The sequence below is a fragment of the Erysipelatoclostridium sp. DFI.2.3 genome (genome assembly GCF_019132535.1).
Lineage (GTDB): Bacteria > Bacillota_I > Bacilli_A > Erysipelotrichales > Erysipelotrichaceae > Clostridium_AQ > Clostridium_AQ innocuum.
Genome location: NZ_JAHOOJ010000008.1, coordinates 134,047 through 161,024, shown reverse-complemented (window position 1 = coordinate 161,024; position 26,978 = coordinate 134,047). Strand labels below are relative to the sequence as shown.

The window sequence follows — 26,978 nt, the reverse complement described above, 5'->3', positions numbered from 1 at the left end:
GAATTGAACTTATGAAAAATAACAAAGGCTTTACCATTCTGGAAATGATGATCGTATTATCCATTATCGCACTCGTATTTCTGCTGACGCTGCCTAACATTCAGCAGAAGGAAAAAATCATACGCAGCAAGGGCTGTGAGGCACTGATTGAGGTTGCCAATGCACAGATTCTTTTGTATGAGGTGGAGAATCTGAGTCCGCCGAAAAGTATGTCCGATTTAATCAGTAAGGGATATTTAAAGGATACACAGCGCCGATGCCCGAATGGAGACACCATTGAAATCAGCAATGGACAGGCCGCCGTGCGATAGCGGGTTCACCCTGGTGGAAATGCTGCTTGTTTTGCTTCTGCTCTCTGTGCTGCTGCTTGTGACACCGCTGCTGAAGCGGCAGCAGCGCATCCTGCTGCGTATGGATGTGCAGCAGATACGTGAAATCTGTACAAAGGCCCAGGCTCAGGCGATAAGAGAACACAAAAGCATCCCTATAAAGATTCAGGGCAGCAAGGTATATTGTGATCGTGAGATCTATTCTCTGCAGTCGTCCACCAGCTGTTCGTCCATGAGCTTTCACTATACCGCACAGGGAACGATTTCAAAGGCCTTCACGCTGAACTGCCGCAGTGCCTCCTCCACTGTTCAGCTTGTGGCACAGCTGGGAAGCGGGCGCATGGATGTTCGATAAGCGTGGCGTCGTTTTGATGGAGGCATTGTTTCTTTTGATGATTCTGGGCATTCTGGCACTGCTCTGCCTGCAGTGTGCGGGAATGACACATACGATGCATGATACAGGAAAGGGGTATGACAATGATGCAGTGGAAGAAGCCTATCAGAAATAACGGCGGCTTCACCCTGGTGGAAATGCTGGTAGCCTTCAGCTGTGTTGCAGTCAGCTGTGTTTTGCTGATGCCGGTGGTATCCGCATTGCAAAGGCTGCAGGAGCCTGTCTACTACAGTGAAGACCGCATCGCCATGTATCAGCTTCGCTTCCTGCTTGCACAAAGCAGCAGGCTGTCTTTACAGGAGAACACCCTTTCCTTCATTTATCAAAAAAAGAAGCAGACACTGGAATATGACCGCAGGCGTCTGGTGCGCAGAAGCGGCTATGAAATTTTTCTGCAGGATGTGGATGCGCTGCAGTTTCAAAAGAGAAAGGAATGCTATTATGTCACATGGGTTCGGAAAGAGAAGCGTGAAGAAGCACTGCTTACGTGTGAATGAGCAGGGCTTTATCAGTCTGTATGCCATGCTGCTTCTTTTGATTTTCCTCTGCTTTGTCACCCTGCTTGTACAGCGCGCTGCAGCCTATGCAGCCGTACGTGGATTACAGGAGTCCTATGACCTATTTGCAATTCACAACTGCCGCAGGTATCTGCAGGAGACTCTAAAGCCGGATGCTGATGCTGAAGCTGATATGAAAGAAAGAAAAGGTGAAGAGAGCGAGACAGGGGAGGAACCGCAGAAGGAAGAGCAGCCGAAGGAATGGGAGGTGCTGTTTCGAAACACATACTTTCATTTCACAAAAGAGGAGGAGCATATCGCTGTGACCTATACGCAAAAAAGCAATACCGTGCATATGCAGATATTCTTTGATCGTACAGATGGTACCATACAGGACGTTGTATATTTACAGCAGTGTGAACCACACTAACAAGGAGGTGGTTTACATGCTGACGATTGGGTTGAGCACACTGTTGTTTCTGGCATTTGCAGGACTTGGAAATCTGCTGCTGATTATGAATGAAACAGCCTATATGCTGGTTCCGCTGTATGCTGTGCTGCTGCTGTTTGGCAGGCTGTTTTATCGCGAGGCAAACTGTAAGGCGCTGGAAGGAAAGGACTTTTTGCTGACGCTGGTGATCGTCCTGCTGTTTCTTGGCTATTTTGAATGGCGGCAGGAGCTGTTTGATTTTACAACCTTCTGGTATTTGTATCTTACAACATTTATAGCCTTTATGCTGTATGCGGACAGTATCCGTTTTAAAAGTCTGATGTGAAAAATCAGACTTTTTTCATAAAAAATTTGACAAATGCGTCAAATCCTATAAAATAGAATAGGACATAAGAAAATATAAAGGAAAGGTGAATGTATTATGATCAGTTCCAATGATTTAAAACCTGGTATGACAATTCAGCAGGATGGAGAAATCTTCGTTGTGCTGGAACAGAGTCAGAATAAAACAGCTCGTTCCGCAATGGTGGTAAAGGCGAAAGTCAGAAACCTGAGAACGGGATCAAATGTAGAATTATCATGGGGCGGTGGCGATAAAATCACACCTGCACACATTGAAAAGAAAGAGATGCAGTATTTGTACGATACAGATGATGCACTGGTGTTCATGGATAATGAAACCTATGAGCAGATTGAGATTCCTAAGGATCGTCTGAAATGGGAAATGAACTTCATGAAGCCGAATGACAACGTTAATATTTCCATGTTTGAAAGTGAAATTCTCGGTGTGATCCTGCCGGATAAGGTGGCGCTGCAGATTGTGGAATGCGAGCCTGCTGTCAAGGGTGATACAGCTACTTCCGCAAGCAAGAATGCCACATTGGAATCCGGACTGGAAATCAAGGTGCCGCTGTTCATCAATCAGGATGAAATGGTGCTGGTAAACACGTCTGATGGAAAATATTCCGGAAGAGCAAAAGACTAAAAAGCTGCCCATGCAGCTTTTCTTTTGCAAATCGTTTTCAAAAAGTATGATTTCTTAAGGAATATACGTATCCAAGAACCTTTATTTTTGTTATAATGATTGTTAGATTGGGAGGTAATCGGATGGAAAAGCTATCAAGAGTAAAAAAATATGCGGAATTGAGAAAATCCATTGAAACTGATAATAATATAGATAAAACTCTGCACACAGAGGAAAACGGTGCGCTGGAGCAGGAGGAAACCCTAAAGAAATTCGATTCATCTATCTTCAAAAAGGTGGATATCAAAGAGGATGGGGAATATACTCCGGTTCGGGAAAAGAAAGAGGAGCCGCTGGAGCAGCCGCCGGTAGATGATACCTTTACCAATGAATATCTGGATGATTTCATTAAGGAAGTAAGAGAATATAATATTCGCAAGGGTACCAGAGAGAGCGATAACACACAGGCTGATATTCTGTATCAGCTGAATGCGGCAAACCGTGCAAAAAGATCCCATTACATACAGGAAATACAGGATGAGCCGCAGCCGGAGGAGCCGAAGAAAACCGTATTGAGCCGGGATGATATCGCCCTGCAGGTACAAAATCTGTTGAAGGAGGAGGAAGCCCCTTTGCCGGAATCGGATATGCGCTTTACAAAGGAGCCTGTAGAAACTCCTGCTTATCGTGCAGAAGCCGAAGATGTCGAATATGAGGAGCCGGTGTTGGAGAAAGCCCCTGTTGTGGAATCCTTTCAGCCACAGCCCGCAGCTGTGGAAGCTGTCGAGGAATATGCTCCGCAGCCGGAGCAGCGTCCGCAGCGTCCTGCTAAAAAAATCATTCAGCCAGCTATGATGGAGGATGCTTTTGAGGATGAAGATGAGATACCTGTGAAAAAGGATGCGCCGCAGCAGGCGGTTCTGCATAAAAAGCTGCTGGAGGAAACACAGCAGCTGCGTGTACAGATGGATGAATATGAGGATGAGCTGACCGACCTTTCCGACGGTGTGGAGAAGACCAATAAGCTGTTGAATTTTGTATTGTGCTTTCTGATACTGGTATTGCTGGTGATCATCGGCTTTATCGCTTATTCTTTATGGAAGGCTGGAGGAATTTAAAGATGAAAATAAATATCGCTATCGACGGGCCGAGTGCGGCCGGTAAAAGCACCATTGCCAAAATACTGGCAAAGGAGCTGGGCTATTCACATCTGGATACCGGAGCGATGTATCGCTGTACGGCGCTTGCTTCTAAAAAGCGCGGTATCGATCCAAACGATGAAGCTGCTCTGACAGCCATGCTGGATGAAATGAAGATCAGCTTTGATCCGGCAGGAAATGTATATCTCAATAACGAGGATGTATCCAAGCAGATTCGCGAAAATGAAATATCCATGCTTACCAGCAGCATTTCTGCACATCCTAAGGTAAGAGAGCGTCTGGTGGCGCTGCAGCAGCAGATGGCACGAGATAAGGGGTTCATTATGGATGGACGCGACATCGGTACGGTTGTTTTACCGGATGCAGAGCTGAAAATCTACATGGTTGCCAGTGTCAAGGCAAGGGCGGATCGCAGATATAAGGAATATCTGGGAAAGCATGTGGAAGCGGATTATGATGAAATCTACCGTGATATCGAACAGCGGGATTATCAGGACATGAACCGTAAAACCTCGCCGCTGCGTAAGGCGGAGGATGCAATCGAAATAGATACGTCAAATATGACGATTACAGAGGTTGTTGAAGAAATACGCAGGAATATTCCTACCCTTTCATGATAGGAGGTGCATTCAGCGCAAGCTGAAGTCAACATATGATAAATGGAATTGTAGCCATCGTTGGTCGTCCGAATGTCGGTAAATCAACGATTTTTAACCGAATTATCGGTGAACGTAAAAGTATTGTGGAGGATACACCGGGAGTAACCCGGGATCGTATCTATGGAAAAGCGGAATGGCTGACCAGAGAATTCCGGGTGATCGATACCGGAGGTATTCAGCTTGCAAATCAGGATTTCCAGACGGAAATCAACATGCAGGTGGAAATCGCTATTGATGAGGCAGACTGCATTGTATTTGTCGTAAGCGGCAAGGATGGTCTGACCCATGATGATGAATATGTCGCAAGACTGCTGCATAAAACAAAAAAGCCGGTCATTCTGGCCGTCAACAAGGTGGATGATTTTGCACAGAATGATGCAATCTATGAATTCTACAGTCTGGGGCTCGGGGATCCGCTGGCAGTATCCGGTGCGCATGGTATCGGTATCGGTGATGTACTGGATGCAGTTATCCACGCTTTACCGGAAAAAGAGAAAAACGAATATGACGGCATGACGAAATTCTGTGTTATCGGTCGTCCAAACGTGGGGAAAAGCTCCCTTGTCAATGCGATTTTAAACCAGGAGCGTGTCATTGTTTCCAATATCGAGGGCACTACCAGAGATGCCATAGATACACCATTCAAACGGGAAGGCAAGGAATATGTTGTCATTGACACAGCCGGAATCCGAAAGCGCGGCAAGGTCTATGAGAACATTGAAAAATATTCTGTTTTGCGTGCCATGAGTGCCATTGAACGAAGTGATGTCGTACTTGTAGTCATCGATGGAGAAAAAGGTATCCGGGATCAGGACAAGCACGTTGCCGGATATGCCCATGAGGCAGGTAAGGGTGTTATTATCGTATACAATAAATGGGATGCTGTAGAGAAGGATGAGCAGACCATGCATACCATTGAAAAGGAGATCCGTGCACAGTTTCTGTATTTATCCTATGCACCGATCCTGTTTGTATCCGCATTGAAAAAGCAGCGGATTCACACGATTCTGCCGGTCATTGACGAGGTTCATGATTACTCCGTACTGCGGATTCAGACCAATGTATTGAATGAGGTCATCATGGATGCGCAGCTGATGACACCGCCGCCAACGCACAAGGGACAGCGTCTGAAGATTTACTATGCATCTCAGGTATCCGTGGCTCCACCGACCTTTGTGCTGTTTGTCAATGATCCGGAGCTGCTGCATTTCAGCTATAAGCGATATCTGGAAAACAGACTGCGGGAGGCGTTCGGATTTACCGGAACCACACTAAGAATATTAGCCAGAGAAAGAAACAGGTGATCATGTTGAAGACAGTTGTGATCGGAAGCGGAAGCTGGGGGACAGCACTTGCACAGGTGCTTGTTGACAACGCAAGAGAGGTTGTATTATGGGGAAAGAATCCCAAGGAAATAGACGATATCAATCTGCGGCATCAAAATACCCGGTTTTTTCCGGATGTGACACTGCATGAAAGCCTGAAGGCAACATGCGACCTCAACGTTGTTCGCGATGCGGATCTTCTTGTGTTATCCGTTCCGACCATCGCTGTGGAAGAGCTGTGTATAAAAATCGGAGCGCTTGTTGAAAAGCCGGTTATTGTCGTAAATACCTCCAAGGGATTTCATCCGCAGACAAATGAGCGCATGTCCAATGTCATTCGTCGCTTTATGCCGAAGGATAAACTGAAAAGCGTCGTATCGTTGATCGGCCCCAGCCATGCAGAGGAGGTTGTCCTGCGCATGCTGACAACGATTTGTGCCGTATCCTTATGTGAAGAGGATGCCTGTGCCGTACAGGAGCTGTTCTCGAATGAATATCTGCGTGTTTACCGCGGAGATGACGAGGTTGGAAGTGAAATCGGCGTTGCATTGAAAAATGCCATCGCAGTTGCCAGCGGTGTGCTGAGTGGTGTTGGCTATGGTGATAATACCAAGGCTGCCCTGATTACGCGTGGACTTGCGGAAATGATCCGCTATGGCGTCGCTCTGGGTGGCAGAGCCGAAACCTTTATGGGACTGACCGGTATCGGTGATCTGATCGTTACGTGTACCAGTGTACATTCCCGGAATTTTCAGGCAGGCTATGAAATCGGAACGCATAACAGCGCCCGCTATTTCTGGGAGAACAACACCAAGACCGTAGAGGGTGTACGTACTGCCAAGGTTGTTTATGAGGTAGCAAAGCAGAAGCAGATCGATATGCCGATTGTGGAAGAAATTTACCGGGTTTTGTATGAGGACAAGAAACCACAGCAGTCCGCAAGGGATTTGATGCTGCGTGATTTGAAGCATGAAATGAAATAATGATGCTGAAACAGCGTCATTTTTTTTGGTTTTATGGATTTTAAGCGTTGGAATATGCTATAATAAAAAACGCTAGTCATCTAACGGAACTGGAGGAATCACCATGTAGATGAGAACTGCTTTAAACGAAAAAATACGAGAATATCGTTTCACATAGAACTATAGGAGGAAGCTGTATGACGAATTATGTCAATGAAATACAAAGGCGGAGAACCTTCGCCATCATATCCCATCCGGATGCCGGAAAAACAACGCTGACGGAGAAGCTGCTGCTGTATGGCGGGGCGATTCTTTCTGCCGGAAGTGTAAAGGGAAAAAAAGCGAACAAGCATGCGGTCAGTGACTGGATGGAAATCGAAAAGCAAAGAGGTATTTCCGTCACAAGCTCTGTGCTGCAGTTTGAATATAATGATTTCTGTATCAACATTCTGGATACCCCGGGCCATCAGGATTTCTCGGAGGATACCTATCGTACCCTGATGGCTGCCGATTCTGCCGTTATGGTGATCGATGCATCCAAGGGTGTTGAGGCACAGACGAAGAAGCTGTTCAAGGTATGTCTGCTGCGAAAGATACCGGTATTTACCTTTATCAACAAAATGGACCGTGCTGCCATGAATCCGTTTGAGCTGCTGGAGCATATCGAGAGTGAACTGGGAATCGCCACCTATGCCATGAACTGGCCAATCGGTTCCGGAAAAGAATTCAAAGGCGTTTATGAACGTGATCATCACCGTATCATCGCCTTTCATGGAGGCGATCACGGACAAAAGGCTGCGGAGGTAAGCGAAGGTACGCTGGAGGATGAAACCTTCCGTGGCGTACTGGGCGATCATTTCTTCGAGCAGCTGCGTGAGGATAGTGAGCTGCTGGATATCGCCAGCACTGAATTTGATCAGGAGCTTATTTCAAAGGGAGAGCTGACACCGGTATTCTTTGGTAGTGCACTGACGAATTTCGGTGTGGAGCCGTTTCTTTCCCATTTTCTGGATATGACAACCTCTCCGCTGCCAAGAGAATCCTCACAGGGAGAAATCAATCCCATGGATGAGCGCTTTTCTGCCTTTGTCTTTAAGATTCAGGCAAACATGAATAAGGCACATCGTGACCGTATTGCCTTTATGCGTATCTGTTCCGGACGATTTGAAAAGGGAATGGAGGTTATGCATATGCAGCAAAACCGTAAAATCAAGCTTTCACAGCCGCAGCAGTTTATGGCACAGGATCGTGAAATTGTCGAAGAGGCATATGCAGGGGATGTGATCGGTGTGTTTGATCCGGGCATTTTCTCCATCGGAGACACGCTGTGCGATCCCTCCATGAAGTTTGAATTTAAAAAGATTCCAACCTTTGCTCCGGAGCACTTTGCCCGTGTTACGCAAAAGGATACCATGAAGAGGAAGCAGTTTACAAAGGGAATTACGCAGATTGCACAGGAAGGTGCCATTCAGGTATTTCAGGAAATCAATATCGGAATGGAGGAAATCATCGTCGGCGGTGTCGGCGTGCTGCAGTTTGAGGTGCTGGAACAGCGCTTAAAAAGTGAATACAATGTCGATATCAAGCTCGAAATTCTGCCGTTCCAGTGCGTTCGCTGGATCGATGATCAGGCATTAGATCCGAATACGCTGAATCTTACCAGTGATTCCAAGCGCGTACGTGATTTAAAGGGTAGAAATCTGATTATTTTCATGAATAACTGGGGCATCAAGTGGGCGTTGGAACAAAACAAGGGTCTGACACTGAGTGATGTGGGTACTGCCGAATAATTACAATATACATAATCAGCAAGCATTTACCTAACAGGAGGATTGCCGAAATCGATGACTTCGGATCTTCCTTTTTTTGTGGAAGTACCTTTTTCAGGGAATGCTGTATGTCTTTTTCGAAAACGGGTATCCTAGTAGACAGTGAGGTGTGAGCTATATGCATGATGAAGATATTGTATGTACCTGCATGAGTGTCTCTGTTCGTGATATCAAAACGGCAATTGAGGCAGGTGCTTCCAGCTTCCAGGAGGTGCAGGATGCTACCGGAGCAGGAACTGTCTGCGGTGCCTGCAATGATGTCCTGGAAAGCGTTGTTGAGCAATTACTGAGAAACAGGTGAAATCCATCTGTTTTTCTTTTTCTTCTTTTGTCTGTTTAGTCATAAAGTACCTCAATTCATCATAAGTTTAGAATGACTAAGGGAGGACAAACAATGAATACCACAGAGATTTTAAAGAATATAGCACAAAGATGCGGTGGCGATATATACTTAGGGATCGTGGGTCCTGTACGCGTCGGCAAATCAACCTTCATCAAGGAGTTTATGGAAAAAGCAGTCATTCCATATGTCAGTGATGAATTTGAGAAATCACGCATGATTGACGAACTGCCGCAGGCAGGAGTCGGTAAAACGATTATGACCACCGAACCGAAATTTGTGCCGAATAATGCCGCAACAATCGAATTTGATGACGGATTTACCGTGAATGTCCGTTTGGTGGACTGTGTAGGCTATGTTATACCGGAAGCGAAGGGTTATAAGGATGAGGATGGAATCCGTATGGTACGTACCCCCTGGAATGATGAACCGGTACCATTCAACGAGGCTGCCAAGACCGGTACACAGAAGGTTATTCAGGATCATTCCACAATCGGCATTGTTGTGACGACGGATGGTACGATTTCCGATTTGTCAAGAGAAGCCTATATCGAAGCTGAGGCAGAGGTCATTGATGAACTCAAGTCGATTGGCAAGCCGTTTATTGTCGTTGTCAACAGTGCGGATGTGCATTCTCCGGCCTGCAAGGCTGTCGTGGACAAGCTTAAGGAAAAATATGAGGTACCGGTACTTGCAATCGCAGTAAACCATATGAGTGAGGAGGATGTTCATGATATCCTTCGGGAGGCTCTGTATGAATTCCCGGTATCGGAGATCAATATCAACATGCCGCAGTGGATTGCAGTACTGAGCGATGATCACTGGCTGAAGAAAAGCTTTCATGATACGATTCAGGAAAGCATGTCCAGCGTGGACCGTCTTCGCGAGGTGGAAAATATCACCGATGTGTTAAATGAAAATGAGTATATCGACGGCAGCAATCTTGCCACCATAGATACAGGGCAGGGGATTGTCAATGTGGACATCACTGTAAAGCCTGGGCTGTATAATGAAATTCTGAAGGAAATCATCGGTCACGAGATAAAGGATAAGGCGGAGCTGATATCTCTCATGCAGGATTACAGCAAGGCGAAGCGGGAATATGATGCAGTTGAAAGTGCATTGAAAATGGTCAAGCAGACCGGATACGGCTTTGCGAGTGCCTCATTGCAGGATATTCAGCTCAGCAAGCCGGAGGTTGTGAAGCAGGGCAGCCGCTATGGTGTGAAGCTGAAGGCAATCGCCCCAAGCATTCATATGATCAAGGTGGATGTGGAAAGCACCTTTGAGCCGATTATCGGCAGTAAGGAGCAAAGTGAAGAGCTGATTCGTTATCTGCTGCGGGATGATGGAAATGATGATCAGAGCATCTGGGACAGCGATATCTTCGGACGCAAGCTGTCGGATCTGATCCGTGACGGTCTCAATGCCAAGCTTTCCATGATACCGGAAGCAGCCAGAGCAAGATTGCAGGACATTCTTACAAAACTTGTAAATAAGGGAAAAGGCAATGTCATTGCCATCGTTCTCTAGAAATAACGGCATTAGAAAACCGCAGAAATAATGGGGATTTTAAAACCATCTTTTTTGAGAAAAATGTTGAAATATACGCTTCCAGATGGTATCATATAGCTATGTTGGAGGTAATGAACATGAGTGAAATTTTAAATAAAAAAGCTTTAGTAGAAGTCGTTGCTGAGAAATTGGAAATGACAAAGAAAGATGCAACTGTAGCAGTAGAAACTGTTTTCGATGAAATTGCAAAGACTTTATCTGAAGGCGGAAAAGTTGATATCTCTGGTTTTGGAAAATTTGAAATCAGCGAACGTCCTGCACGTATGGGAATCAACCCTGCAACTAAGGAACCTCTTGAAATCGCCGCTTCAAAAGCGCCGAAATTCAAAGCTGCAAAAGCATTGAAGGAAGCAGTAAAATAGTAGGCTAAAAACGGATGTCTGGGATCATTTATACAGATATCCTTTTTTTCATATTTTCATAAGCAAAGACCAAAGCATTCGCTTTCCTGCAACTTTATGCAAACCTGCTGATAATTCATCTGCAGTTGTGATATAATAACTAATACATACATATTGAAAAGGAAGGATACCTATGTTTAATAATTCGTATATGTCTCAGTATTTTCTGTATATTCTGGCATTCGCAGTTGTAATGCTTGCCCAGTCCCGTGTACAGGCTGCTTATCACAAATATAAGAGAATTCCGAACGAGCATGGTTTGACTGGAGAGGCTGTTGCCCGCAGAATTCTGGATATGAACAATCTGCAAAGCATCCGTGTAGAGGTAGCCAAGGGCGGTATGCTATCGGATCACTATGATCCTGTCCATCATGTTGTGCGTCTATCTCCGGATATCTTCTACAACGCCTCCATTGCCTCTATCAGTGTTGCCGCTCATGAGGTAGGACATGCCATTCAGCATAAGGAGCATTATGGGGCGATCGGTCTGCGAAACCGGCTGCTGCCGATGGCAAATATTGCTTCCCAGCTTGGCTGGGTCGTGCTTGTGCTCGGCTTGTTTCTGTTTGCCTCCACACCGGTTATTCTGTATGCGGGTATTGCTATGATTTGTATCATTCTGCTGTTTCAGATTGTGACGCTGCCGGTGGAATTCAATGCCAGCAGCCGGGCTGTGAAACAGCTAGCCATGTACGGCATGATCAGCGAACAGGAGCGCTATGATGTGAAGAGAATGCTTCGTGCAGCAGCCTTCACCTATGTTGCAGCAGTACTCTCCACTCTCGCACAAATCTTACGTATCCTGCTTATGGTACTGGGAAGAAGAGATGATGACTGAAAGAATCCTTTGGTGTTCTTTTTTCGTGTCTTGGTCAGCTTCTGAATCCTTCAGGGTTCACGAATAAAGGGAAGGTTTATGACAGCTTTTTGTTTTGCGTGAATCATAGAAAGATATTGGAAAATATTTACGGATGAGCATACAGCCAGATGATGGAAGCAGCTGCACAAAGATCAGGCATTTTTGACTTTGCTGTTCACTGATAAGGGCATGTGGTATAATTTAGCTGATAAACAGCGTACGAAAAAATAACCGGATTTAGAAAGAGAGGCCGTCTATGGTGAAGAAATGCTTATTGATTCTGCTGATGCTTCTTTGTATGAGTGCCTGTACCAGCAAAGAGGAGAAACAGGAGCTGGATAGGGAAAAACAACAGGGGACAGCCAATGCTCTTCTTTATATGAAGGATAAATACGGTATACAGCCAACTGTAAAAGAAACCCATCTGGGATATGGCGATGCATCACCCATTCCCAGGCTCAAACGGAAACCGGATGGTACAGCATGGGTTGAAATGATGTATCAGGAAAGATCGTTTACAGTAAATGTCTACACAGATGAAAACAATCAGGATGGAAGTGATGACTATCAGATGCCGGAGCTGCAAGAGGCATACAGAAAGAGAATTGAAGCTTCGTTGAATTTGGACACAGACCTGCATATTTCTGCGTTTGATGTTTTCTTCCAGTATAAAGGAGCATGGTATCAGAATGTCTTTCCAAAGGAAATAAAGTATGATGGCGGTGATATTGATGCATTTATGAAAGATATGTATAGTAAGACGCTGCTATATACGGTGGATGAACCCGAGCCAAAAACGCTGCAGCATCGAAAAGATATCAATCGTACCAATCTCATTCTATTGAATTTTACTTCAAAAAATGGGGAAAGTGATTTCTTGCATGAGCTTGCAAAAAATGAAATATCCTTCATCGATAATCTGAGTGATGATGGCATATTCATTTACAGAGATCTACAAAAGAATTTCGCCAAGGATCTGAAAGATTCTATTTTAATCACGAATGGGGAAGAGTATCATACAGACTATACACCACGTTTTGTTGGTGAGATCTGTTATTACACGTTTGATCAATATGGCAGAGATACAAACGATACGGTGAATATTTACAAGGGGAAAGCAAATCCTGCAGATTTTCGGGATATGAAAAAGAACTATGAAATTCATGCCTTCTCGGAAGCATTGACGATTGAAAAGGTTTCAGATTCTACCGTTCTTTATATGCCGCAGGAGGATTTCATAAAAGAGATACCCCCTTCTCAAGAGGATACCTATGTGGTACTGTGGCAAAGCTTTATCAATCGTGACGGAAAACAGGAATCGGAAGAATTTTTCAATACCTCTTCCACAAAAATTTCAGAGTATAGAGATGAGGAGGGTCGTTTCTATAAGAAAATCGTTCCCGCAGAGACATCCATTACATTATGCTATGCAGAGGTCAGTACAAGGAAAACAGAGTAATCGTGAAAAAGGATGGCAATATGTACCTATCTATGGTATGGTTAGGGTAGAGGTTAAACCAGATTCTGTAGAAAGGAGAACTTGTAATGGAGGCTGTAAAAACAAGAACTATGAGTGTTTGTGGTGTTCAGTGTGATGCATGTGAGCATTATCCGGACATCTGCCTTGGATGTAAGGCTTTGGAAGGGAAGCCATACTGGCTGCAATATGTGGAGGATAGAGATGTCTGTGATATTTATGAATGCTGTAAGAAAAGTAAGAAGCTAAAGCACTGCGGACACTGTCATGAACTGCCCTGTATTTTGTATGAAGCACAGGATCCAACAAAAAGTGAAGAGGATAATCAGAAGGATTTTCTTATGCAGATGAAAAACCTTACGGAAGCTCAATAGCTCTTGGTGAACAAACGTAACAAAGAATATGTTGTAAAAGATAGATAAATATAAATAAAAGTGCCTGTATCCACATGCTGTATGTAGGAAACAGGCACTTTGAGTATTCCTGGCGAAAATAAGAAATCAACAGGTTTCATTTCAGATGTTCATTCAGATCATCTATTTCCTTTCGAAAGCTATAGGCGATATACAGGCGTATTGCCCCCAGAATCACAGCCATACTCAGAATTTGGGAAATGATGGAGCGTACCTGAAGAGTATCCAGGTGTCCCGCATTGTTCAGGATTAGGAAAATTCCTGTGAGTATGAGAAATTCTGTTATGACAAAGCTTCGGTATGTTTTGAATTCCATGTATTCATTGATACCGTAATCGGCTATGATAAGAAGCATATATATTCCAAAATCCCTAAGCAGGCTGGCAGCATCCAGAATAAGTGGTGTATTGTGAAGGAAAGCAGAACATGCATTGATCAGTAAGATTGCAGTGAAGCACATGCATCCATAGGGCACATAATTTTTTAAAAAGCTTTTCATATTCATCCTCCTATAATTTTTTTATCTGTTTTTTCAGATGCTCTACATAATTTCTGTTTACAAGTACTTTATCGTCATTCTTCAGCACCAGCAGCAGCCGATGGTTAGCATAGGATTCTACAGCCTTCAGATGTGCTGTATTTACAATCATATGCTTGCTTATCCTGCAAAACGAGGTATGCTGAACACTATCCTCAATCTCGCGAAGAGACATTCTGCATAACAGGGAATCCTTCTCCGTTATCAGATATGTGATTCCATCAACAGATTCAATATAGTAAATAGTCTCTATGGGAAGATAATATTCCCGATTGTTGTGATAAGCCTTTAAGGTAATGCTGTATTGCTTTATCAAATCTATCAGTCTTTCTAAGCACGGATGACGTGTTGCTGTTCTGATGATGATTTCATCTTCTGCTATTGCGTCATCCTGAAGTATGGTAAGCTTCATCCTGTATTCCTCCTGTTGATTTCAGTATAAAGGGCACACAGCAGAAATGCAATGAAATGCCGATAAGTTACCCAAAGTGGTATACAAGCTGCCAACTGCTTCATTATGGTCTGTAATTGATAATGATGGCTGATCTTGGATATATTGGATACATATGTATTATGTTTTTACTTCGCATAATGTATATTATGTAATGTTTTAAGTTTAATAGAATCTGCGTACTTTGTAAACGAAAAAGAAGAACAGCAAAATCGGGTTCTTCTAATTAACAAGTAACGCTGCTCCATCAGGTTACTCTTCAATAATCAAGGTCTCCTTGATTTCATTGGGAACCGTATCCCGTACGGCCTGATAGGATTTATTTAGAAAATACGTATAGATTGCAAGTGTTGCAATCAGCAGGAATAAAACAGCAGATAAAAATTTCTTTAAAAGCTTTCTTCTGTTTAACTTTTTCATGATGATTTCTGTATCCTGTGCTTCAATATAGGAATGCACAACTGCAATCGGTGCTCCCCATTCCTTTACGATATCCTTATATTCTGCATCCTCGATATTATGCATGTAGTTATTTAAAAACATTTTCTCCTTTTTTGACATATAAGGGAACAGCATCGCAATTTCCCGTTTGTATCTTTCTTTACCAGCCATGTTCCTATGCTCCCTTCATAATCAAATCAATTGCCTGAACCCAGACTGTATAACGCTTTTGCAAAGTTACCAGCAAAGCTTCTCCCTTTGGCTCCAGCTTGTAAATGATTTTTGTTCTGCGTCCTTCCCTTACCTCCATACCGGTGATGCAGTGATCATCAGCCAGCTTATAGAGAATGGGATACAGGGTGCCCATCTTTATATCAATAATCCCCTCTGTCTGCTTCTTCAGAATACCGGCAAGCTCATAGCCGTAACAATCCCCTTGTTTTAATATAAGGAGAATCAGCATTTCCATTTTAAAAAAATTATGTTCCTTAGCCATAACAGCACCTCTTTTGTTCATTTGATATATCCTATACATAGCACCAACCAGTATCCGTTTATTTGCTTCAACAGATAGAGAAGCCGGCAGAATGTGTAAGTAAGCATAAGGCTCTCAGCTTTTCATTTCGACGTGTCTTTGTGCCTTCATTGTGAAAAGAGGTTGCATGACAACCTCCTTTTGAGTGACAATGGGACAAGTATCGTCTCCTCGCATGAATTATAACACCTAATATTATGTTTATCAACTGTTTTTATATTATATATATAGATTAACATAATATTTAAGGGGAATAAGAAAACCGACTCTTATATTTCCTATAAGATATCGGTTATTCCGGTTATTGCACCTGAAGCCGTTTTAGCATAGCTTCCTTTGCTTTCTGTTCCAGTGTGTCATCCAATTGTATGAGATCCTCCAGCTGAACATCCGGATGATTCTTTTTCAGGCTCTTATAGATAACAAAGTCGACAATTTCTGGGTTTTTCGGGAAAAGCGGGCCGTGCATATAGGTGCCAAGTACACTTCCGTTATAAAAGCCCTCATATCCACTATCAAAGCTGTTTCCATAGCCACTGATGACTTTCCCCAGCGGTGTTGCTACATTGCAGGTCTGGCCACCGTGGTTCTCAAAGCCAACAGCAGTGATTTCATGACCATCCAGATTGCAGCGTATGGCGATATTGCCGATACAGCGTGTTCCATTGCTGCCGGTAGTCGTATAATAATCGAAAAATTTCAGCCCCTCAATTTTTTCGTTATCTGCACTGATATAATATTGTCCAAACAGCTGATAACCGCCGCAAATCAATAGAACGAAGGTCCCCTGCTCCATCGCCTCACGAATATTTTCCCTTCTGGAAAGCAAATCATCGATCAGCATCATCTGTTCCTTGTCGGCGCCCCCACCCAGAAAAAGAAGGTCATACACGCGAAGGTCCCTTTGATCTCCAATGGACAGGGTATCAATGGTGATGCTGATACCGCGCTCCTCACAGCGTTTCTGTAAAACCATCATGTTTCCCTTATCACCATAGAGATCCATAATATCATGGTACATCCAGCATACATTCAGCTCCATATCATGCGCCTCCTTTTCGTTCCTGCACACTCTGAGTCAGCAGCAGATTGCGTACCGGCTGCAAGGCGGTATAGGTCGCTATCGCATACATGGTTTCATTTGATTTCAGAAGAGCTGTTACAGCCTCCTTCATCTGTTCCTGAACCTCCAGCGCTCCTGTATAGCCTCCGTATTTTAAACGCAGTGCCATGTCATAGCAGCGACTGCCCGAAACAATGATACGCTTTGTAGTATTCTTCATGAGCTTCTCGAAAAAGGTGTCATAGATCCAGGATACGTCCGTTCCATCCTGTGCATTATCGTTTAATACAATGAGGATGCTTTTTTCGGTTTCGTCCTCTTCGATCACCTTCATGACCTCATTGGCTCCCGTCGGGTTTTTTACCAGATTCAGCACACAGGTGTGGTTCTTATATGTAAATGCTTCATTTCGTCCATCCGGTACCTTGATGTGAGTAAAAGCCGCTGCAGCATGCCTTGTATCCACTTTCAAAAGCTTTGCGACTGCCAGAACAGCCATGCAGTTATACATGGTATACAATCCACCCTGCGGTGCGCTGAATGCTTTGCCTTCATAGCGGAAACTGCGTTTTGGAATGCTTTCCACCACTCCTGCCGCATCCAGATTCGGTGTTTGGAAATCACAGCCGCTGCAGTGAAATACGCCGATATGGGAATACTGATAAAATGCATACTCCAGTCTTTTTCCACATCGTGGACAGAACTTGCCTTCACTTGCTTCCCCTGTTGTTTCACTGCTGAAGGAGCAGCGCTCCATACCGAATGCAAGCATGGATGCTTTCGGTGCCGCATCGTGCAGCCGTACTACATTGGGGTCATTGCCATTTAAAATAAGAGTTCCCTCGAAATCGGAAATCGCCTGCTCCATCTTAACAATCAGCTGCTCCATCTCCCGGGCACGGTCCAGCTGATCCCGGAAGAAGTTTGTCACAACCAGAGCATCTGCTTTCAGGTTCTTCATAATGAAAGGAATGTTGAGCTCATCCACTTCCAAAACAATAGCATCCCCCTGTACCCGTTTTCTTAGCGTTGTGTGCATCAGTAAAGCCGTCGTAATTCCCTCTTTCAGATTGTCGCCCTTCCGATTGTTTACGACAGTGCGACCCTCCTGCTCCAGCATAGCGGCTATCATATTGCTGGTAGAAGTCTTGCCGTTGGTTCCTGTTACCAGAATCAGAGGACAGTCAATGCGCAGCTTTTTCAGTATATCCGGACACAGCTTCAGCCCGATCTGTCCGGGCAGCGAGCCGCCGCGATGAATCAGCTGCAGCATAGCACCGGCCAGTTTTGTTATCAGTATTGCAAACATCGTCATAAATCAGCCTCCTGTATATACCCCGCAGGGAAAATCAATCCATAGTATCTATTTATAGGATGTCCACCCTGCATATGTTTAAAACACCTCTCTATTATACAGGAAAAAAAGCTGTTTTGGTGAAGTTTTTCTATGGATGCGTAAGAAATTTACAGGCATGCTGTCTGGGCTTGAAAAATGTTTTCAAATGTCCTGCGCATTCTTGACTTGCATGAGGGGCTGACCTATAATAATATGGTAAGAAAAAAAGGCAGAATCTGCCCATTCTTGCGCTGAAGTTAATGTTAACTAGCAGGAGGAAAAGAACAAAATGAAAGAGTTAGAAATGCTGTACGAAGGTAAAGCAAAAAAAGTATTCGCAACAGAAAATCCGGATCAGGTCATCGTAGATTACAAGGATGATGCGACGGCATTCAACGGTCAGAAAAAAGGTACGATTCTCGGAAAAGGCGTTGTTAATAACAAAATGACGAACTTCCTGTTTAAAAAGCTGGAGGATAAAGGGATTCCTACACACCTGATCGAGGAGCTGGATGATCGCAGAACACTCGTTAAAAAAGTGGAAATCGTTCCTTTGGAGGTTATTATCCGAAACAAGGTTGCCGGAAGCTTTGCAAAGCGTATGGGACTGAAGGAAGGTATGGAGCTGAAATGCCCGATTCTGGAATTCAGCTATAAGGATGATGATCTGGGGGATCCTATGATCAATGATTACATGGCACTTGCTGTCGGTATTTCCACACAGGAGGAAATTGATGAGATTACAAGGCTGGCGTTTGCTGTAAACAAAGAGCTGAAGAGTATCTTTGCAGCGGTTGATATCGAGCTGATTGACTTCAAGCTGGAGTTTGGACGTTTTAAGGGCGGCATTGTGTTAGCTGATGAGATTTCACCGGATACCTGCCGCTTCTGGGATATTCATACGCATGATCACCTGGATAAGGATCGTTTCAGAAGAAACCTCGGAAATGTTGAGGATGCATATCAGGAAGTATACAGAAGACTGGGAATTAAATAATTGAACAACAAACGAATACATAGAAAGGATGTTTTCAGATGAACGACAGATACATAAGCCCTCTGGGACAGCGCTATGCCAGTGAAGAGATGCAGCGCATTTTCTCCAATGACAAGAAATTCCGTACATGGAGAAGGCTGTGGATTGCCCTGGCGGAAAGCGAAAAGGAGCTGGGTCTTGCTATCACACAGGAACAGATCGATGAATTAAAGGCACATGCAGAGGACATTAACTATGATGTCGCAAGGGAGCGGGAGAAAATTGTCCGTCACGATGTCATGAGCCATGTATACGCCTATGGACAGCAGTGTCCAAATGCGAAAGGAATCATTCATCTGGGCGCAACCTCCTGCTTCGTTGGTGACAATACGGATTTAATTGTCATGTATGAGGCGCTGGAGCTGGTGAAGAAAAAGCTGGTAAACGTCCTTGCGGAGCTGAAAAAGTTTGCTTTGGATTACAAGGACCTGCCGGTGCTGGCATTTACACATTTTCAGCCTGCACAGCCCACAACACTGGGAAAGCGTGCTGCTATCTGGGCACAGGACCTGCTACTGGATTATGAAGAGCTGTGCTTCCTTCTGGAAAATAAAAAGCTGCGCGGCTGCAAAGGGACAACCGGTACACAGGCGAGCTTTATGGAGCTGTTTGATAATGATGAAGCGAAGGTGAAGCAGCTGGATCAGATGGTCGCTCACAGAATGGGCTATGAAAAATCCTTTGCTGTTTCCACACAGACATATTCCCGTAAGGTGGATTCCCGAATTCTGAATGCACTGGGCTCCATAGCGCAGAGTGCACATAAGTTTTCCAATGATATCCGTCTGCTTCAGAATCTGAAGGAAGTGGAGGAGCCGTTTGAAAAGGGACAGATCGGCTCCAGTGCGATGGCCTATAAGCGCAATCCGATGCGCAGTGAGCGGATGGCTTCTCTGGCAAACTATGTTATCGCAGATACCCTGAATCCTGCAATAACTGCTGCTACCCAGTGGTTTGAGCGTACGCTGGATGATTCTGCAAACAAGCGTATCAGTATTCCGGAGGCATTTTTGGCAGTGGATGGTATTCTGGATTTATACCTCAATATCACCGATGGCTTGGTTGTATATCCGAAGGTCATCGAATCCCACCTGATGAAGGAGCTGCCGTTTATGGCGACGGAAATGATTCTGATGGATGCTGTCAAGGCAGGCGGTGACCGTCAGGAGCTGCATGAGCGTATCCGTGTTCACTCCATGGCTGCCGGTAAGGTTGTCAAGGAGGAGGGGCTGGAAAATGATTTGCTGAAGCGTATTGCAGAGGATGCAATGTTCCCTATGAATATGGAACAGCTGAAGGCTATTATGTCCCCGATCAATTTTGTTGGACGTGCGCCAAGTCAGACCGTGGAATTTTTCGAAGAATGCATTGATCCGGTTCTGGAAACAGAAAAGGATGCGCTGGGTCTGCATGCGGAGATCAATGTGTAGGCTAAGCTATTCTGCATAAAAATAAAAAAAGACTTTGATTGTATAGGTAAATCAGAGTCTTTTTCTATTCTTACGGCGGTAATGCGCAGCACCGTAGTCAGCTACTTTCTGTTAGCCTTGGAGTAGGCAATGAAATCGGTAAACAGCGGATGCGGACGATTTGGCCTGCTTTTGAATTCCGGATGAAACTGCACCCCGACATAGAAATCATTGTTGACACACTCCACAGTTTCCACCAGAGAACCGTCCTGTGAGGTTGCTGTGATATCCATGCCGTTTTGTATAAATTCCTCACGGAACTGATTATTAAATTCATAGCGGTGACGGTGACGCTCTGAAATTTCCGTTGTCCGGTAGGCGCGATACAGCTGCGTCCCTTCCTTGATTCTGGATGGATATGCGCCTAAACGCATGGTTCCTCCCATATCCTGTTCATCGCTTTGATCTGCCATATAATGAATGATCAAATGGCTGCTTTCCGGCTGAAATTCATAGGAGTTGGCGTCGCTGTAGCCCAGTACGCTTCGTGCAAAGGCGATTGCGGCTATCTGCATTCCCAGACAGATACCCAGATAAGGTATATTGTGCTCTCTGGCATAGGTGGCTGCCCGTATTTTTCCTTCAATTCCGCGCGTACCAAAGCCTCCCGGTATCAGAATGCCACTGCAATCCTGCAGCAGCTCCCGGATACTGCCTTCCGTAATATTCTCTGAATCGATCCATTTGATATGTACCTTTATATTGTTTTTCAATCCCGCATGATACAGCGCTTCTACCACAGACAGATAGGCATCATGCAGGCGAACATATTTTCCAATCAGAGCAATTGTCACTGTTTCTGTCACATCCCCTGCATGCTCCATGAGCATACTCCAGGAGCGCAGATCCGCCTGTGGTGCATCGATATGGAATTTTCTACAAACGACATCATCCAGCCCCTGCTTTTGCAGCATGTAGGGTACCTCGTACAGAGAAGGCATCGTTCTGTTTTCGAATACACACTCCTTTGGTATATTGCAAAACAGGGAAAGCTTATCACGAATCCCCTCCTCCAACGGGCGGCTGCAGCGCGCTATGATGATATCCGGAAAGATACCATAGGATTGCAGCTGGTTGACAGAGTGCTGAGCCGGCTTTGACTTATGTTCCCCGCTGCTTTCGAGATAGGGAATCAGTGTTACATGAAGAAAGAGACAGTTTTCTCTTCCCTTATCCTGTGCAACCTGACGGATTGCTTCCAGAAAAGGCAGACTCTCAATATCCCCGGTGGTACCTCCGATTTCACAAATCATGATATCCGCACCGCTTTCCTCCTGTGCCTTATAGATAAAATCCTTGATTTCATTGGTGATATGCGGAATAACCTGCACGGTTTCCCCCAGATATTTCCCTTCCCGCTCCTTGTTTAAGACGTTCCAGTATACTTTTCCGGTGGTCACATTCGAGTAGCGATTCAGATTCTCATCAATGAAACGCTCATAATGACCGAGATCAAGATCGGTTTCACTTCCATCCTCCGTCACAAATACCTCGCCATGCTGGTAGGGACTCATCGTCCCCGGGTCGATATTGATATAGGGGTCCAGCTTCATTGCACTGACCTTCAGACCTCTTGCTTTCAGCAGTCGTCCCAGGGATGCTGCACTGATGCCCTTCCCCAGACCGGACACAACACCGCCGCTTACAAATATAAATTTACTCATATATGACCTTCCTTTTTCTATTGTTTCCTTTCATTCCAATACTGCAGCTTCCCTGCATATGCAGAAAACGTAAGGCAGCTCTTGCATCACTTTCCTTACAGTCAGGGCAGCTGATATTTTTTCAACAGCTGCTCCGCCACCTGCAGTCGGCTCATCTGCGAATCCATAGCTCGCTTTTCCAGATACCGGTGTGCCTGTGCTTCACTTAGCTGCTCATGTTCCATAAGCAGGCATTTTGCCCGATCGATAACTTTAATTTCACTCAGTCTGTCCTTCAGTGAGCGATTTCTCATACGCATGGCGCGGATGCGCTTCTGCGTGACAATGGCAAAGCGTAAGACGCAGAGCAGTACTGTTTTATTAACCGGCTTTAACAACACATAAATACCGGCTTTTTCCATGCGATCCGCAATGATATCATAGACCTCAGCCGGTACCATAAGCATGATAGAGGCATCACTTTTTTCTGCCAGATCCTGCGGCAGCTCATATTCACGTTCATCCGCAAGCGGGTAATTGATGATGATCATGTCGAAGGCTGTTTCCAGAGCCGTTCTACGTGCCCTGGAGGCCGTTTTACAGGCTGTGATATTCATACAGTCCTCCATATTCAGATATTCCTTTAGAATTCCTGTGGTTTTCTCACTCGTACTGACGAGAAGCACATGTAACATGACCAGTCCCCCTTTCTTACATGCGTAGCTGTTTGATCTTCGCGTTTAGAAAGCCCTGCAGCAGTTCCTCTCCCAAAACACGCTTTGTGAAGCTGCTGTTTTGAGCTAGCTGCAGAGCCTCCTGCAGTGAACTGGGCAGTTCCTGTAGACCCTCATGATGCAGATAGACATTTCCATGAAACTCTTTCGCCGTTAATCCATCCTCGATGCCCTCCATACCTGCGGCAATAAGCAGTGTCAGTGCCAAATAGGGATTGCAGGAGGGATCGGGACTGCGTACCTCAATGCGTGTGCGATGCTCATTGGCTGCCGGTATCCGAATCAGTGCGGAACGGTTGCTGCGGGAATAGCAAATATATTTGGGAGCCTTATCCTCTCCCAGACGCAGATAGGATTCTGTTTCCGGATTTAAGAACAGGGTAATTTCCCGGATACGACGAAGTATCCCGGACAGAAAAGCCTCCATGTAGCGGCCCTGCTCCTGTGCAAACAGATTTTCGCCGTTTCGAAACAGGGACAGATTGATATGCAGACCGTTTCCCGGCTGCTGCTGCAGCGGTTTTGGGTGAAAATTTGCTTTCAGACCGCTGGAGAGAGCAACCATGTCCACGACATTGCGAAAGGTCATCAGATTATCAGCACAGGGCATAACCTCGTCAAAACGGAAGTCGATTTCATTTTGCCCGGGTCCCTGCTCATGATGCGAGCTTTCGGGATGAATGCCCATCTCCTCCAGATCAAGGCAGATTTCCCGTCGGACATTCTCACCCTTATCCAGTGGCGCAATATCACAATATCTAGCCTCATCATAGGGAATCGTTGTCGGCTTTCCGTTTTCATCTCGCTCAAACAGGTAAAACTCGCATTCCGTGCCTGCCATAATCTGCATTCCCTTCCCGCCTACCTGCTTTCTCATACGGTTCAGCAGAGAGCGTGTATCCAGAGCATATGCACTCCCATCAGGATAACGTATCTCACAATACATTCGGACAACACGCCCAATCTGCGGACGCCATGGAAGAATGGTCAGTGTGGAGATATCCGGAAACAGAAACAGATCGGAGGTATGCTCCTCTGTAAATTGTGATTCCTGAGAAAATCCGCTAACTGCACTTGCATCAAAGCTCAAGCCATGGGCAAATACCTGCTTCAGCTCCCGGGGCATGATGGATATATTTTTTTGGTTGCCAAACAAATCGAAAAAAGCCAGACGAATAAACTTCACATCATATTCCTCGATGAATTCCATAATTTCACGTTCACTTGTCACCATATGCATCCTCCTTACTATCCTGTGTGGCATTTGGCCGCTTATACGAAAAAGGCGTCTACAAATCTGGAAAAGCTACGTTTTCCGCCTGTAGAACGCCTTTGTTCCGATACCAGTATTATATTACAAAAGTGATGTGCTGTTGTCAACTATTTCAGCATTTCATGAAGATAAATGTTGCAGTTGCGTTCCGGACCGACAGAAATCATAGAAATTCGCGTATTGCACAGATCTTCGATACGACGCAGATAGATTTTGCAGTTTTCAGGCAGCTCCTCGTAGGTCTTCATCGTAGAAATATCCTCCTGCCAGCCGTCAAACTCTTCATAAATCGGTTTTGCCCTCTGTAGCTCTTCCATGCTGCTCGGGATATAATCATAGCGTACACCGTCAATATCGTAAGCTACACACATGCGTATTTTCTTCAGGCCGCTCAGAATATCCAGCTTGGTGATAACCAGATCGCTCAATCCGTTGATCATAGCCGCATGACGCACCACATTCACATCCAGCCAGCCACAGCGTCTCGGACGTCCGGTGGTTGCCCCGAACTCATGTCCCTGTTCACGCAGCCACGCACCCATATCGTCGAACAGCTCACTCACAAACGGTCCCTCTCCGACTCTTGTGGAATATGCTTTCGCGATACCGATGATGACATCCAGCTTCTTTGGTGAAACGCCGGCACCGGTACAAACACCGGCGGAGGTTGGAGAGGAGCTTGTCACATACGGATAGTTCCCGTAATTGATATCCAGCATGGCGGCCTGTGCACCCTCAAATAAAACCTGCTTCTGTGCATCCAGTGCCTGGTTGATTACAATCTGTGCATTGATGATACGCGGCAGTAATGCCTTGCGAATCTGCGCAAACTGCGCAACCAGCTCCTCATAGGAAAAGCCCGGATCCTCATACACCTTCTGAAAGGTGATATTTTTCATATCCACTGCAAGCTTCAGCTTTTTCTTAAAGCTTTCAAAATCCTGCAAATCTCCGATACGCAGTCCCTGACGGGAATATTTATCCGCATAGCAGGGGCCGATTCCCCGCTTGGTTGTTCCGATTTTATGATCCTTCAGACTTGCTTCAATCAAAGCATCCAGCCGTACATGGTAGGGCATGATGATGTGTGAGCAGTCACTGAGCAATACATGATCTGTATTGAAACCGCGCTCCTCCAGCTGATTGATTTCCTCCAGAAAGACAAACGGATCCACAACAACCCCTGGTCCGATGATGCAGGAAGCCTTCTGCAGCACACCGCTTGGCAGAAGATGAAGCACCACCTGCTGGTTCTGTCCTGTGTGTTTATCCTGTACAACGACGGTATGACCCGCATTGTTTCCTCCCTGAAATCGCACAACGGCATCCATGCGTGATCCCAGATAATCTACAACCTTGCCTTTTCCTTCGTCTCCCCACTGGGTTCCGACAACTACATATCCTGGCATAAAAATTCCTCCTTACGGGTATTTTCAAAGCAGATTGATACTTTTAAAAAATCCTTTACTAATATAGCACACTTCATGTAAAAAATAAACATCTTTTTTTGAAAATTGTTTCATCCAAGAAGGGTGAAAGGATTTCCAGCATTTTTATCTAAATATCCCCTGTAAAGGAGCTTTGCTGTTGTAGTAAGACTACGCAAAAAAAAGAGGAAGATGCAGCCGATATCCAATAAAGGTTATCGTGCTGTTTAACATTCCTCTTTATGTATTTATTTGCCCATTTTTTCAATCAGCTGATCTGCCGCAGGTGAAATCCAGGCATACATCTGCTGTGCTGTTTCCGTATCGAAATCATCATCCTTGTAAATTCTGGAAATGCTGTCCATCATCGGCAGCTCTGCCCATAAAGGCACCTCATTTTCCCTGACAAAATCCTCCACATTGCGGTGCTGGAAGATTTCGATCCGTTTACCGCAATCCGGACAAACGACATAGCTCATATTTTCAATAATCCCCAGTACCTCGACCTTGACCTGCTTGCACATATTGATTGCCTTGGATACGATCATGGATACCATCGGCTGCGGAGTGGATACCATAATAACTCCGCTGACAGGCAGACTCTGCAGTACCGTCAGCGCGACATCACCAGTTCCCGGAGGCATATCGATGAACAGATAGTCCAGCTCCTCCCATACGACATCAGTCCAGAACTGCTTAACTGCATTTGCTACGATCGGACCGCGCCATACAACCGGCTGGTTTTCATCCTCCATCAGAAAATTCAAAGACATGACCTTGATGCCATCCTTATCCACGACCGGCTCAATGGCGTCGTTTGTACCGAATGCCTGTGCATGCTCCAGTCCCATCAGACGTGGAATACTTGGTCCTGTGATATCCGCATCCATGATACCGACACGAAAGCCTCTTCTGGCCATTTCCTTTGCCATCAGTACACTCATACTGGATTTTCCTACACCGCCCTTGCCACTCATCACACCGATGACATGACGGATTTTATTGCGTTCATTATTCTGGATGCCGCAGCTGTCAGCCTGCTTGCCGCAGGTTCCCTTGCTGGGGCATGAATTACAGTTACTCATATTCAGCTCTCCTTATATTATCTGTATAACCTATCTTATTTTACATCTTTTCGCATCGTTTTCCAATGCTTTCGATTCACTTTTTCGCGAAATGGATGGTAGGGCTCGTATAGCAAACGGAAGGTGCGTTTCCTGTCTGCGATAAATGACTCTTTGCCAGCACGATGAAGGCTATGCGCTGTTCGTGCAGAAACCTTCTATAATTTTAACTAGAACTGCCTTCCTCCTGTATGTTATCTTAGACAGCACTCCATGCAGCAGAGGCAGTGAGGTGGTATATGACTAAGCTTATGATGTGCGCTTTCCTCGTTG

31 protein-coding genes are annotated in these 26,978 nt (G+C 45.1%); 20 read left to right on the top strand and 11 right to left on the bottom strand.

The genetic code is table 11. The features are described from left to right. Positions 1–11: 11 nt before the first annotated feature. From comGC to KSZ58_RS10085, 18 genes are all read left to right on the top strand, one after another. Positions 12–311, top strand: a complete 300-nt coding sequence (gene comGC / locus KSZ58_RS10170) for a competence type IV pilus major pilin ComGC (RefSeq protein WP_002609071.1) — start codon at positions 12–14, stop codon at positions 309–311. Next, positions 277–684 carry a competence type IV pilus minor pilin ComGD gene (comGD, locus tag KSZ58_RS10165; RefSeq protein WP_008817215.1) on the top strand — a complete coding sequence of 136 codons (408 nt, stop codon included), beginning with the start codon at positions 277–279 and terminating at the stop codon, positions 682–684. The genes comGC and comGD overlap by 35 nt, the downstream gene beginning before the upstream one ends. Continuing rightward, complete coding sequence (locus tag KSZ58_RS10160; protein WP_002609069.1) at positions 674–838, top strand: hypothetical protein; 165 nt, start codon at positions 674–676, stop codon at positions 836–838. Before comGD ends, KSZ58_RS10160 begins: the two co-directional genes overlap by 11 nt. Next, on the top strand, positions 801–1,220 hold the full coding sequence (locus tag KSZ58_RS10155; RefSeq protein ID WP_008817216.1) for a type II secretion system protein: 420 nt from the start codon (positions 801–803) through the stop codon (positions 1,218–1,220). Before KSZ58_RS10160 ends, KSZ58_RS10155 begins: the two co-directional genes overlap by 38 nt. Beyond that, positions 1,213–1,650: a hypothetical protein gene (locus KSZ58_RS10150; RefSeq protein WP_009587445.1), complete on the top strand. Its 438-nt coding sequence runs from the start codon at positions 1,213–1,215 to the stop codon at positions 1,648–1,650. The genes KSZ58_RS10155 and KSZ58_RS10150 overlap by 8 nt, the downstream gene beginning before the upstream one ends. A 16-nt stretch (positions 1,651–1,666) precedes the next feature. Continuing rightward, positions 1,667–1,996 carry a hypothetical protein gene (locus tag KSZ58_RS10145; protein WP_008817218.1) on the top strand — a complete coding sequence of 110 codons (330 nt, stop codon included), beginning with the start codon at positions 1,667–1,669 and terminating at the stop codon, positions 1,994–1,996. A gap of 96 nt (positions 1,997–2,092) precedes the next feature. Further along, positions 2,093–2,656 carry an elongation factor P gene (gene efp, locus KSZ58_RS10140; RefSeq protein ID WP_002609065.1) on the top strand — a complete coding sequence of 188 codons (564 nt, stop codon included), beginning with the start codon at positions 2,093–2,095 and terminating at the stop codon, positions 2,654–2,656. 122 nt (positions 2,657–2,778) lie between these two features. Continuing rightward, positions 2,779–3,753, top strand: coding sequence for a hypothetical protein (locus tag KSZ58_RS10135; protein ID WP_009269124.1), 975 nt, complete (start codon positions 2,779–2,781; stop codon positions 3,751–3,753). A 2-nt stretch (positions 3,754–3,755) separates the two neighbouring features. Next, positions 3,756–4,412, top strand: a complete 657-nt coding sequence (gene cmk / locus KSZ58_RS10130) for a (d)CMP kinase (RefSeq protein ID WP_008817220.1) — start codon at positions 3,756–3,758, stop codon at positions 4,410–4,412. Positions 4,413–4,447: 35 nt separating this feature from the next. Then, positions 4,448–5,758, top strand: a complete 1,311-nt coding sequence (der, locus tag KSZ58_RS10125) for a ribosome biogenesis GTPase Der (protein ID WP_009269125.1) — start codon at positions 4,448–4,450, stop codon at positions 5,756–5,758. Between the two features lie 2 nt (positions 5,759–5,760). Then, the gene (locus KSZ58_RS10120) at positions 5,761–6,762 is read left to right on the top strand and encodes an NAD(P)H-dependent glycerol-3-phosphate dehydrogenase (protein WP_009269126.1); all 1,002 of its coding nucleotides are present in this window, start codon (positions 5,761–5,763) and stop codon (positions 6,760–6,762) included. 176 nt (positions 6,763–6,938) lie between these two features. Further along, positions 6,939–8,531 carry a peptide chain release factor 3 gene (locus KSZ58_RS10115; RefSeq protein WP_008817222.1) on the top strand — a complete coding sequence of 531 codons (1,593 nt, stop codon included), beginning with the start codon at positions 6,939–6,941 and terminating at the stop codon, positions 8,529–8,531. A 157-nt stretch (positions 8,532–8,688) separates the two neighbouring features. Next, positions 8,689–8,871 carry a bacterioferritin-associated ferredoxin gene (locus KSZ58_RS10110; protein ID WP_002609059.1) on the top strand — a complete coding sequence of 61 codons (183 nt, stop codon included), beginning with the start codon at positions 8,689–8,691 and terminating at the stop codon, positions 8,869–8,871. A gap of 93 nt (positions 8,872–8,964) precedes the next feature. After that, positions 8,965–10,443, top strand: a complete 1,479-nt coding sequence (gene spoIVA / locus KSZ58_RS10105) for a stage IV sporulation protein A (protein WP_002609058.1) — start codon at positions 8,965–8,967, stop codon at positions 10,441–10,443. 119 nt (positions 10,444–10,562) lie between these two features. Then, positions 10,563–10,847, top strand: a complete 285-nt coding sequence (locus KSZ58_RS10100) for an HU family DNA-binding protein (RefSeq protein WP_002609057.1) — start codon at positions 10,563–10,565, stop codon at positions 10,845–10,847. A gap of 172 nt (positions 10,848–11,019) precedes the next feature. Then, complete coding sequence (locus tag KSZ58_RS10095) at positions 11,020–11,724, top strand: zinc metallopeptidase (protein WP_217752697.1); 705 nt, start codon at positions 11,020–11,022, stop codon at positions 11,722–11,724. Positions 11,725–12,001: 277 nt separating this feature from the next. Further along, positions 12,002–13,204, top strand: a complete 1,203-nt coding sequence (locus KSZ58_RS10090; RefSeq protein ID WP_217752696.1) for a hypothetical protein — start codon at positions 12,002–12,004, stop codon at positions 13,202–13,204. 86 nt (positions 13,205–13,290) lie between these two features. Next, positions 13,291–13,596 carry a DUF3795 domain-containing protein gene (locus tag KSZ58_RS10085; RefSeq protein ID WP_008817225.1) on the top strand — a complete coding sequence of 102 codons (306 nt, stop codon included), beginning with the start codon at positions 13,291–13,293 and terminating at the stop codon, positions 13,594–13,596. Positions 13,597–13,732: 136 nt separating this feature from the next. Here the strand turns inward: KSZ58_RS10085 and KSZ58_RS10080 are convergent, their stop codons facing one another. The 6 genes from KSZ58_RS10080 to KSZ58_RS10055 form a co-directional block, all read right to left on the bottom strand. After that, complete coding sequence (locus KSZ58_RS10080; protein ID WP_009269128.1) at positions 13,733–14,134, bottom strand: DUF3021 family protein; 402 nt, start codon at positions 14,132–14,134, stop codon at positions 13,733–13,735. Between the two features lie 10 nt (positions 14,135–14,144). After that, the gene (locus KSZ58_RS10075; RefSeq protein WP_008817227.1) at positions 14,145–14,585 is read right to left on the bottom strand and encodes a LytTR family DNA-binding domain-containing protein; all 441 of its coding nucleotides are present in this window, start codon (positions 14,583–14,585) and stop codon (positions 14,145–14,147) included. A 291-nt stretch (positions 14,586–14,876) separates the two neighbouring features. Next, positions 14,877–15,236 carry a DUF6120 family protein gene (locus KSZ58_RS10070; RefSeq protein ID WP_009269129.1) on the bottom strand — a complete coding sequence of 120 codons (360 nt, stop codon included), beginning with the start codon at positions 15,234–15,236 and terminating at the stop codon, positions 14,877–14,879. Positions 15,237–15,240: 4 nt separating this feature from the next. Beyond that, positions 15,241–15,561: a PadR family transcriptional regulator gene (locus KSZ58_RS10065; RefSeq protein ID WP_009269130.1), complete on the bottom strand. Its 321-nt coding sequence runs from the start codon at positions 15,559–15,561 to the stop codon at positions 15,241–15,243. Positions 15,562–15,901: 340 nt separating this feature from the next. Then, entirely contained in the window at positions 15,902–16,642 is a 741-nt protein-coding gene (locus KSZ58_RS10060) for a type 1 glutamine amidotransferase (protein ID WP_008817229.1), read from the bottom strand. Between the two features lies 1 nt (position 16,643). Then, positions 16,644–17,978, bottom strand: coding sequence for a Mur ligase family protein (locus KSZ58_RS10055; RefSeq protein ID WP_217752695.1), 1,335 nt, complete (start codon positions 17,976–17,978; stop codon positions 16,644–16,646). A gap of 310 nt (positions 17,979–18,288) precedes the next feature. On the opposite strand from KSZ58_RS10055, the gene purC reads away from it, so the two are divergent. Together purC and purB are read left to right on the top strand one after the other, a co-directional pair. After that, a complete protein-coding gene (gene purC / locus KSZ58_RS10050) occupies positions 18,289–18,996 on the top strand; it encodes a phosphoribosylaminoimidazolesuccinocarboxamide synthase (RefSeq protein ID WP_009269132.1) in 708 nt (235 codons plus the stop codon). A gap of 38 nt (positions 18,997–19,034) precedes the next feature. Then, positions 19,035–20,465 (top strand): adenylosuccinate lyase, encoded by a 1,431-nt coding sequence (gene purB / locus KSZ58_RS10045; RefSeq protein ID WP_009269133.1) that lies wholly within the window; start codon positions 19,035–19,037, stop codon positions 20,463–20,465. Positions 20,466–20,566: 101 nt separating this feature from the next. On the opposite strand, the gene KSZ58_RS10040 is transcribed toward purB, so the two are convergent. The 5 genes from KSZ58_RS10040 to KSZ58_RS10020 form a co-directional block, all read right to left on the bottom strand. After that, on the bottom strand, positions 20,567–22,168 hold the full coding sequence (locus tag KSZ58_RS10040; RefSeq protein ID WP_009269134.1) for a CTP synthase: 1,602 nt from the start codon (positions 22,166–22,168) through the stop codon (positions 20,567–20,569). Positions 22,169–22,269: 101 nt separating this feature from the next. Beyond that, a complete protein-coding gene (locus KSZ58_RS10035) occupies positions 22,270–22,842 on the bottom strand; it encodes an ANTAR domain-containing response regulator (RefSeq protein ID WP_008817233.1) in 573 nt (190 codons plus the stop codon). 16 nt (positions 22,843–22,858) lie between these two features. After that, entirely contained in the window at positions 22,859–24,115 is a 1,257-nt protein-coding gene (locus tag KSZ58_RS10030) for a glutamine synthetase family protein (protein WP_008817234.1), read from the bottom strand. A 146-nt stretch (positions 24,116–24,261) separates the two neighbouring features. After that, complete coding sequence (locus tag KSZ58_RS10025) at positions 24,262–25,563, bottom strand: adenylosuccinate synthase (protein ID WP_009269136.1); 1,302 nt, start codon at positions 25,561–25,563, stop codon at positions 24,262–24,264. A 266-nt stretch (positions 25,564–25,829) separates the two neighbouring features. Then, positions 25,830–26,666, bottom strand: a complete 837-nt coding sequence (locus KSZ58_RS10020) for an Mrp/NBP35 family ATP-binding protein (RefSeq protein WP_002609041.1) — start codon at positions 26,664–26,666, stop codon at positions 25,830–25,832. Positions 26,667–26,978: the final 312 nt, after the last annotated feature.

Coding starts and splice junctions, on each gene's coding strand:
- comGC (WP_002609071.1), top strand. CDS start 12: ATGAAAAATAACAAAGGCTTTACCATTCTGGAAATGATGATCGTATTA.
- KSZ58_RS10160 (WP_002609069.1), top strand. CDS start 674: ATGTTCGATAAGCGTGGCGTCGTTTTGATGGAGGCATTGTTTCTTTTG.
- KSZ58_RS10155 (WP_008817216.1), top strand. CDS start 801: ATGACAATGATGCAGTGGAAGAAGCCTATCAGAAATAACGGCGGCTTC.
- KSZ58_RS10145 (WP_008817218.1), top strand. CDS start 1,667: ATGCTGACGATTGGGTTGAGCACACTGTTGTTTCTGGCATTTGCAGGA.
- efp (WP_002609065.1), top strand. CDS start 2,093: ATGATCAGTTCCAATGATTTAAAACCTGGTATGACAATTCAGCAGGAT.
- KSZ58_RS10135 (WP_009269124.1), top strand. CDS start 2,779: ATGGAAAAGCTATCAAGAGTAAAAAAATATGCGGAATTGAGAAAATCC.
- cmk (WP_008817220.1), top strand. CDS start 3,756: ATGAAAATAAATATCGCTATCGACGGGCCGAGTGCGGCCGGTAAAAGC.
- der (WP_009269125.1), top strand. CDS start 4,448: ATGATAAATGGAATTGTAGCCATCGTTGGTCGTCCGAATGTCGGTAAA.
- KSZ58_RS10120 (WP_009269126.1), top strand. CDS start 5,761: ATGTTGAAGACAGTTGTGATCGGAAGCGGAAGCTGGGGGACAGCACTT.
- KSZ58_RS10115 (WP_008817222.1), top strand. CDS start 6,939: ATGACGAATTATGTCAATGAAATACAAAGGCGGAGAACCTTCGCCATC.
- KSZ58_RS10110 (WP_002609059.1), top strand. CDS start 8,689: ATGCATGATGAAGATATTGTATGTACCTGCATGAGTGTCTCTGTTCGT.
- spoIVA (WP_002609058.1), top strand. CDS start 8,965: ATGAATACCACAGAGATTTTAAAGAATATAGCACAAAGATGCGGTGGC.
- KSZ58_RS10100 (WP_002609057.1), top strand. CDS start 10,563: ATGAGTGAAATTTTAAATAAAAAAGCTTTAGTAGAAGTCGTTGCTGAG.
- KSZ58_RS10095 (WP_217752697.1), top strand. CDS start 11,020: ATGTTTAATAATTCGTATATGTCTCAGTATTTTCTGTATATTCTGGCA.
- KSZ58_RS10090 (WP_217752696.1), top strand. CDS start 12,002: ATGGTGAAGAAATGCTTATTGATTCTGCTGATGCTTCTTTGTATGAGT.
- KSZ58_RS10085 (WP_008817225.1), top strand. CDS start 13,291: ATGGAGGCTGTAAAAACAAGAACTATGAGTGTTTGTGGTGTTCAGTGT.
- KSZ58_RS10080 (WP_009269128.1), bottom strand. CDS start 14,134: ATGAAAAGCTTTTTAAAAAATTATGTGCCCTATGGATGCATGTGCTTC.
- KSZ58_RS10075 (WP_008817227.1), bottom strand. CDS start 14,585: ATGAAGCTTACCATACTTCAGGATGACGCAATAGCAGAAGATGAAATC.
- KSZ58_RS10070 (WP_009269129.1), bottom strand. CDS start 15,236: ATGGCTGGTAAAGAAAGATACAAACGGGAAATTGCGATGCTGTTCCCT.
- KSZ58_RS10065 (WP_009269130.1), bottom strand. CDS start 15,561: ATGGCTAAGGAACATAATTTTTTTAAAATGGAAATGCTGATTCTCCTT.
- KSZ58_RS10060 (WP_008817229.1), bottom strand. CDS start 16,642: ATGGAGCTGAATGTATGCTGGATGTACCATGATATTATGGATCTCTAT.
- KSZ58_RS10055 (WP_217752695.1), bottom strand. CDS start 17,978: ATGACGATGTTTGCAATACTGATAACAAAACTGGCCGGTGCTATGCTG.
- purC (WP_009269132.1), top strand. CDS start 18,289: ATGAAAGAGTTAGAAATGCTGTACGAAGGTAAAGCAAAAAAAGTATTC.
- purB (WP_009269133.1), top strand. CDS start 19,035: ATGAACGACAGATACATAAGCCCTCTGGGACAGCGCTATGCCAGTGAA.
- KSZ58_RS10040 (WP_009269134.1), bottom strand. CDS start 22,168: ATGAGTAAATTTATATTTGTAAGCGGCGGTGTTGTGTCCGGTCTGGGG.
- KSZ58_RS10035 (WP_008817233.1), bottom strand. CDS start 22,842: ATGTTACATGTGCTTCTCGTCAGTACGAGTGAGAAAACCACAGGAATT.
- KSZ58_RS10030 (WP_008817234.1), bottom strand. CDS start 24,115: ATGGTGACAAGTGAACGTGAAATTATGGAATTCATCGAGGAATATGAT.
- KSZ58_RS10025 (WP_009269136.1), bottom strand. CDS start 25,563: ATGCCAGGATATGTAGTTGTCGGAACCCAGTGGGGAGACGAAGGAAAA.
- KSZ58_RS10020 (WP_002609041.1), bottom strand. CDS start 26,666: ATGAGTAACTGTAATTCATGCCCCAGCAAGGGAACCTGCGGCAAGCAG.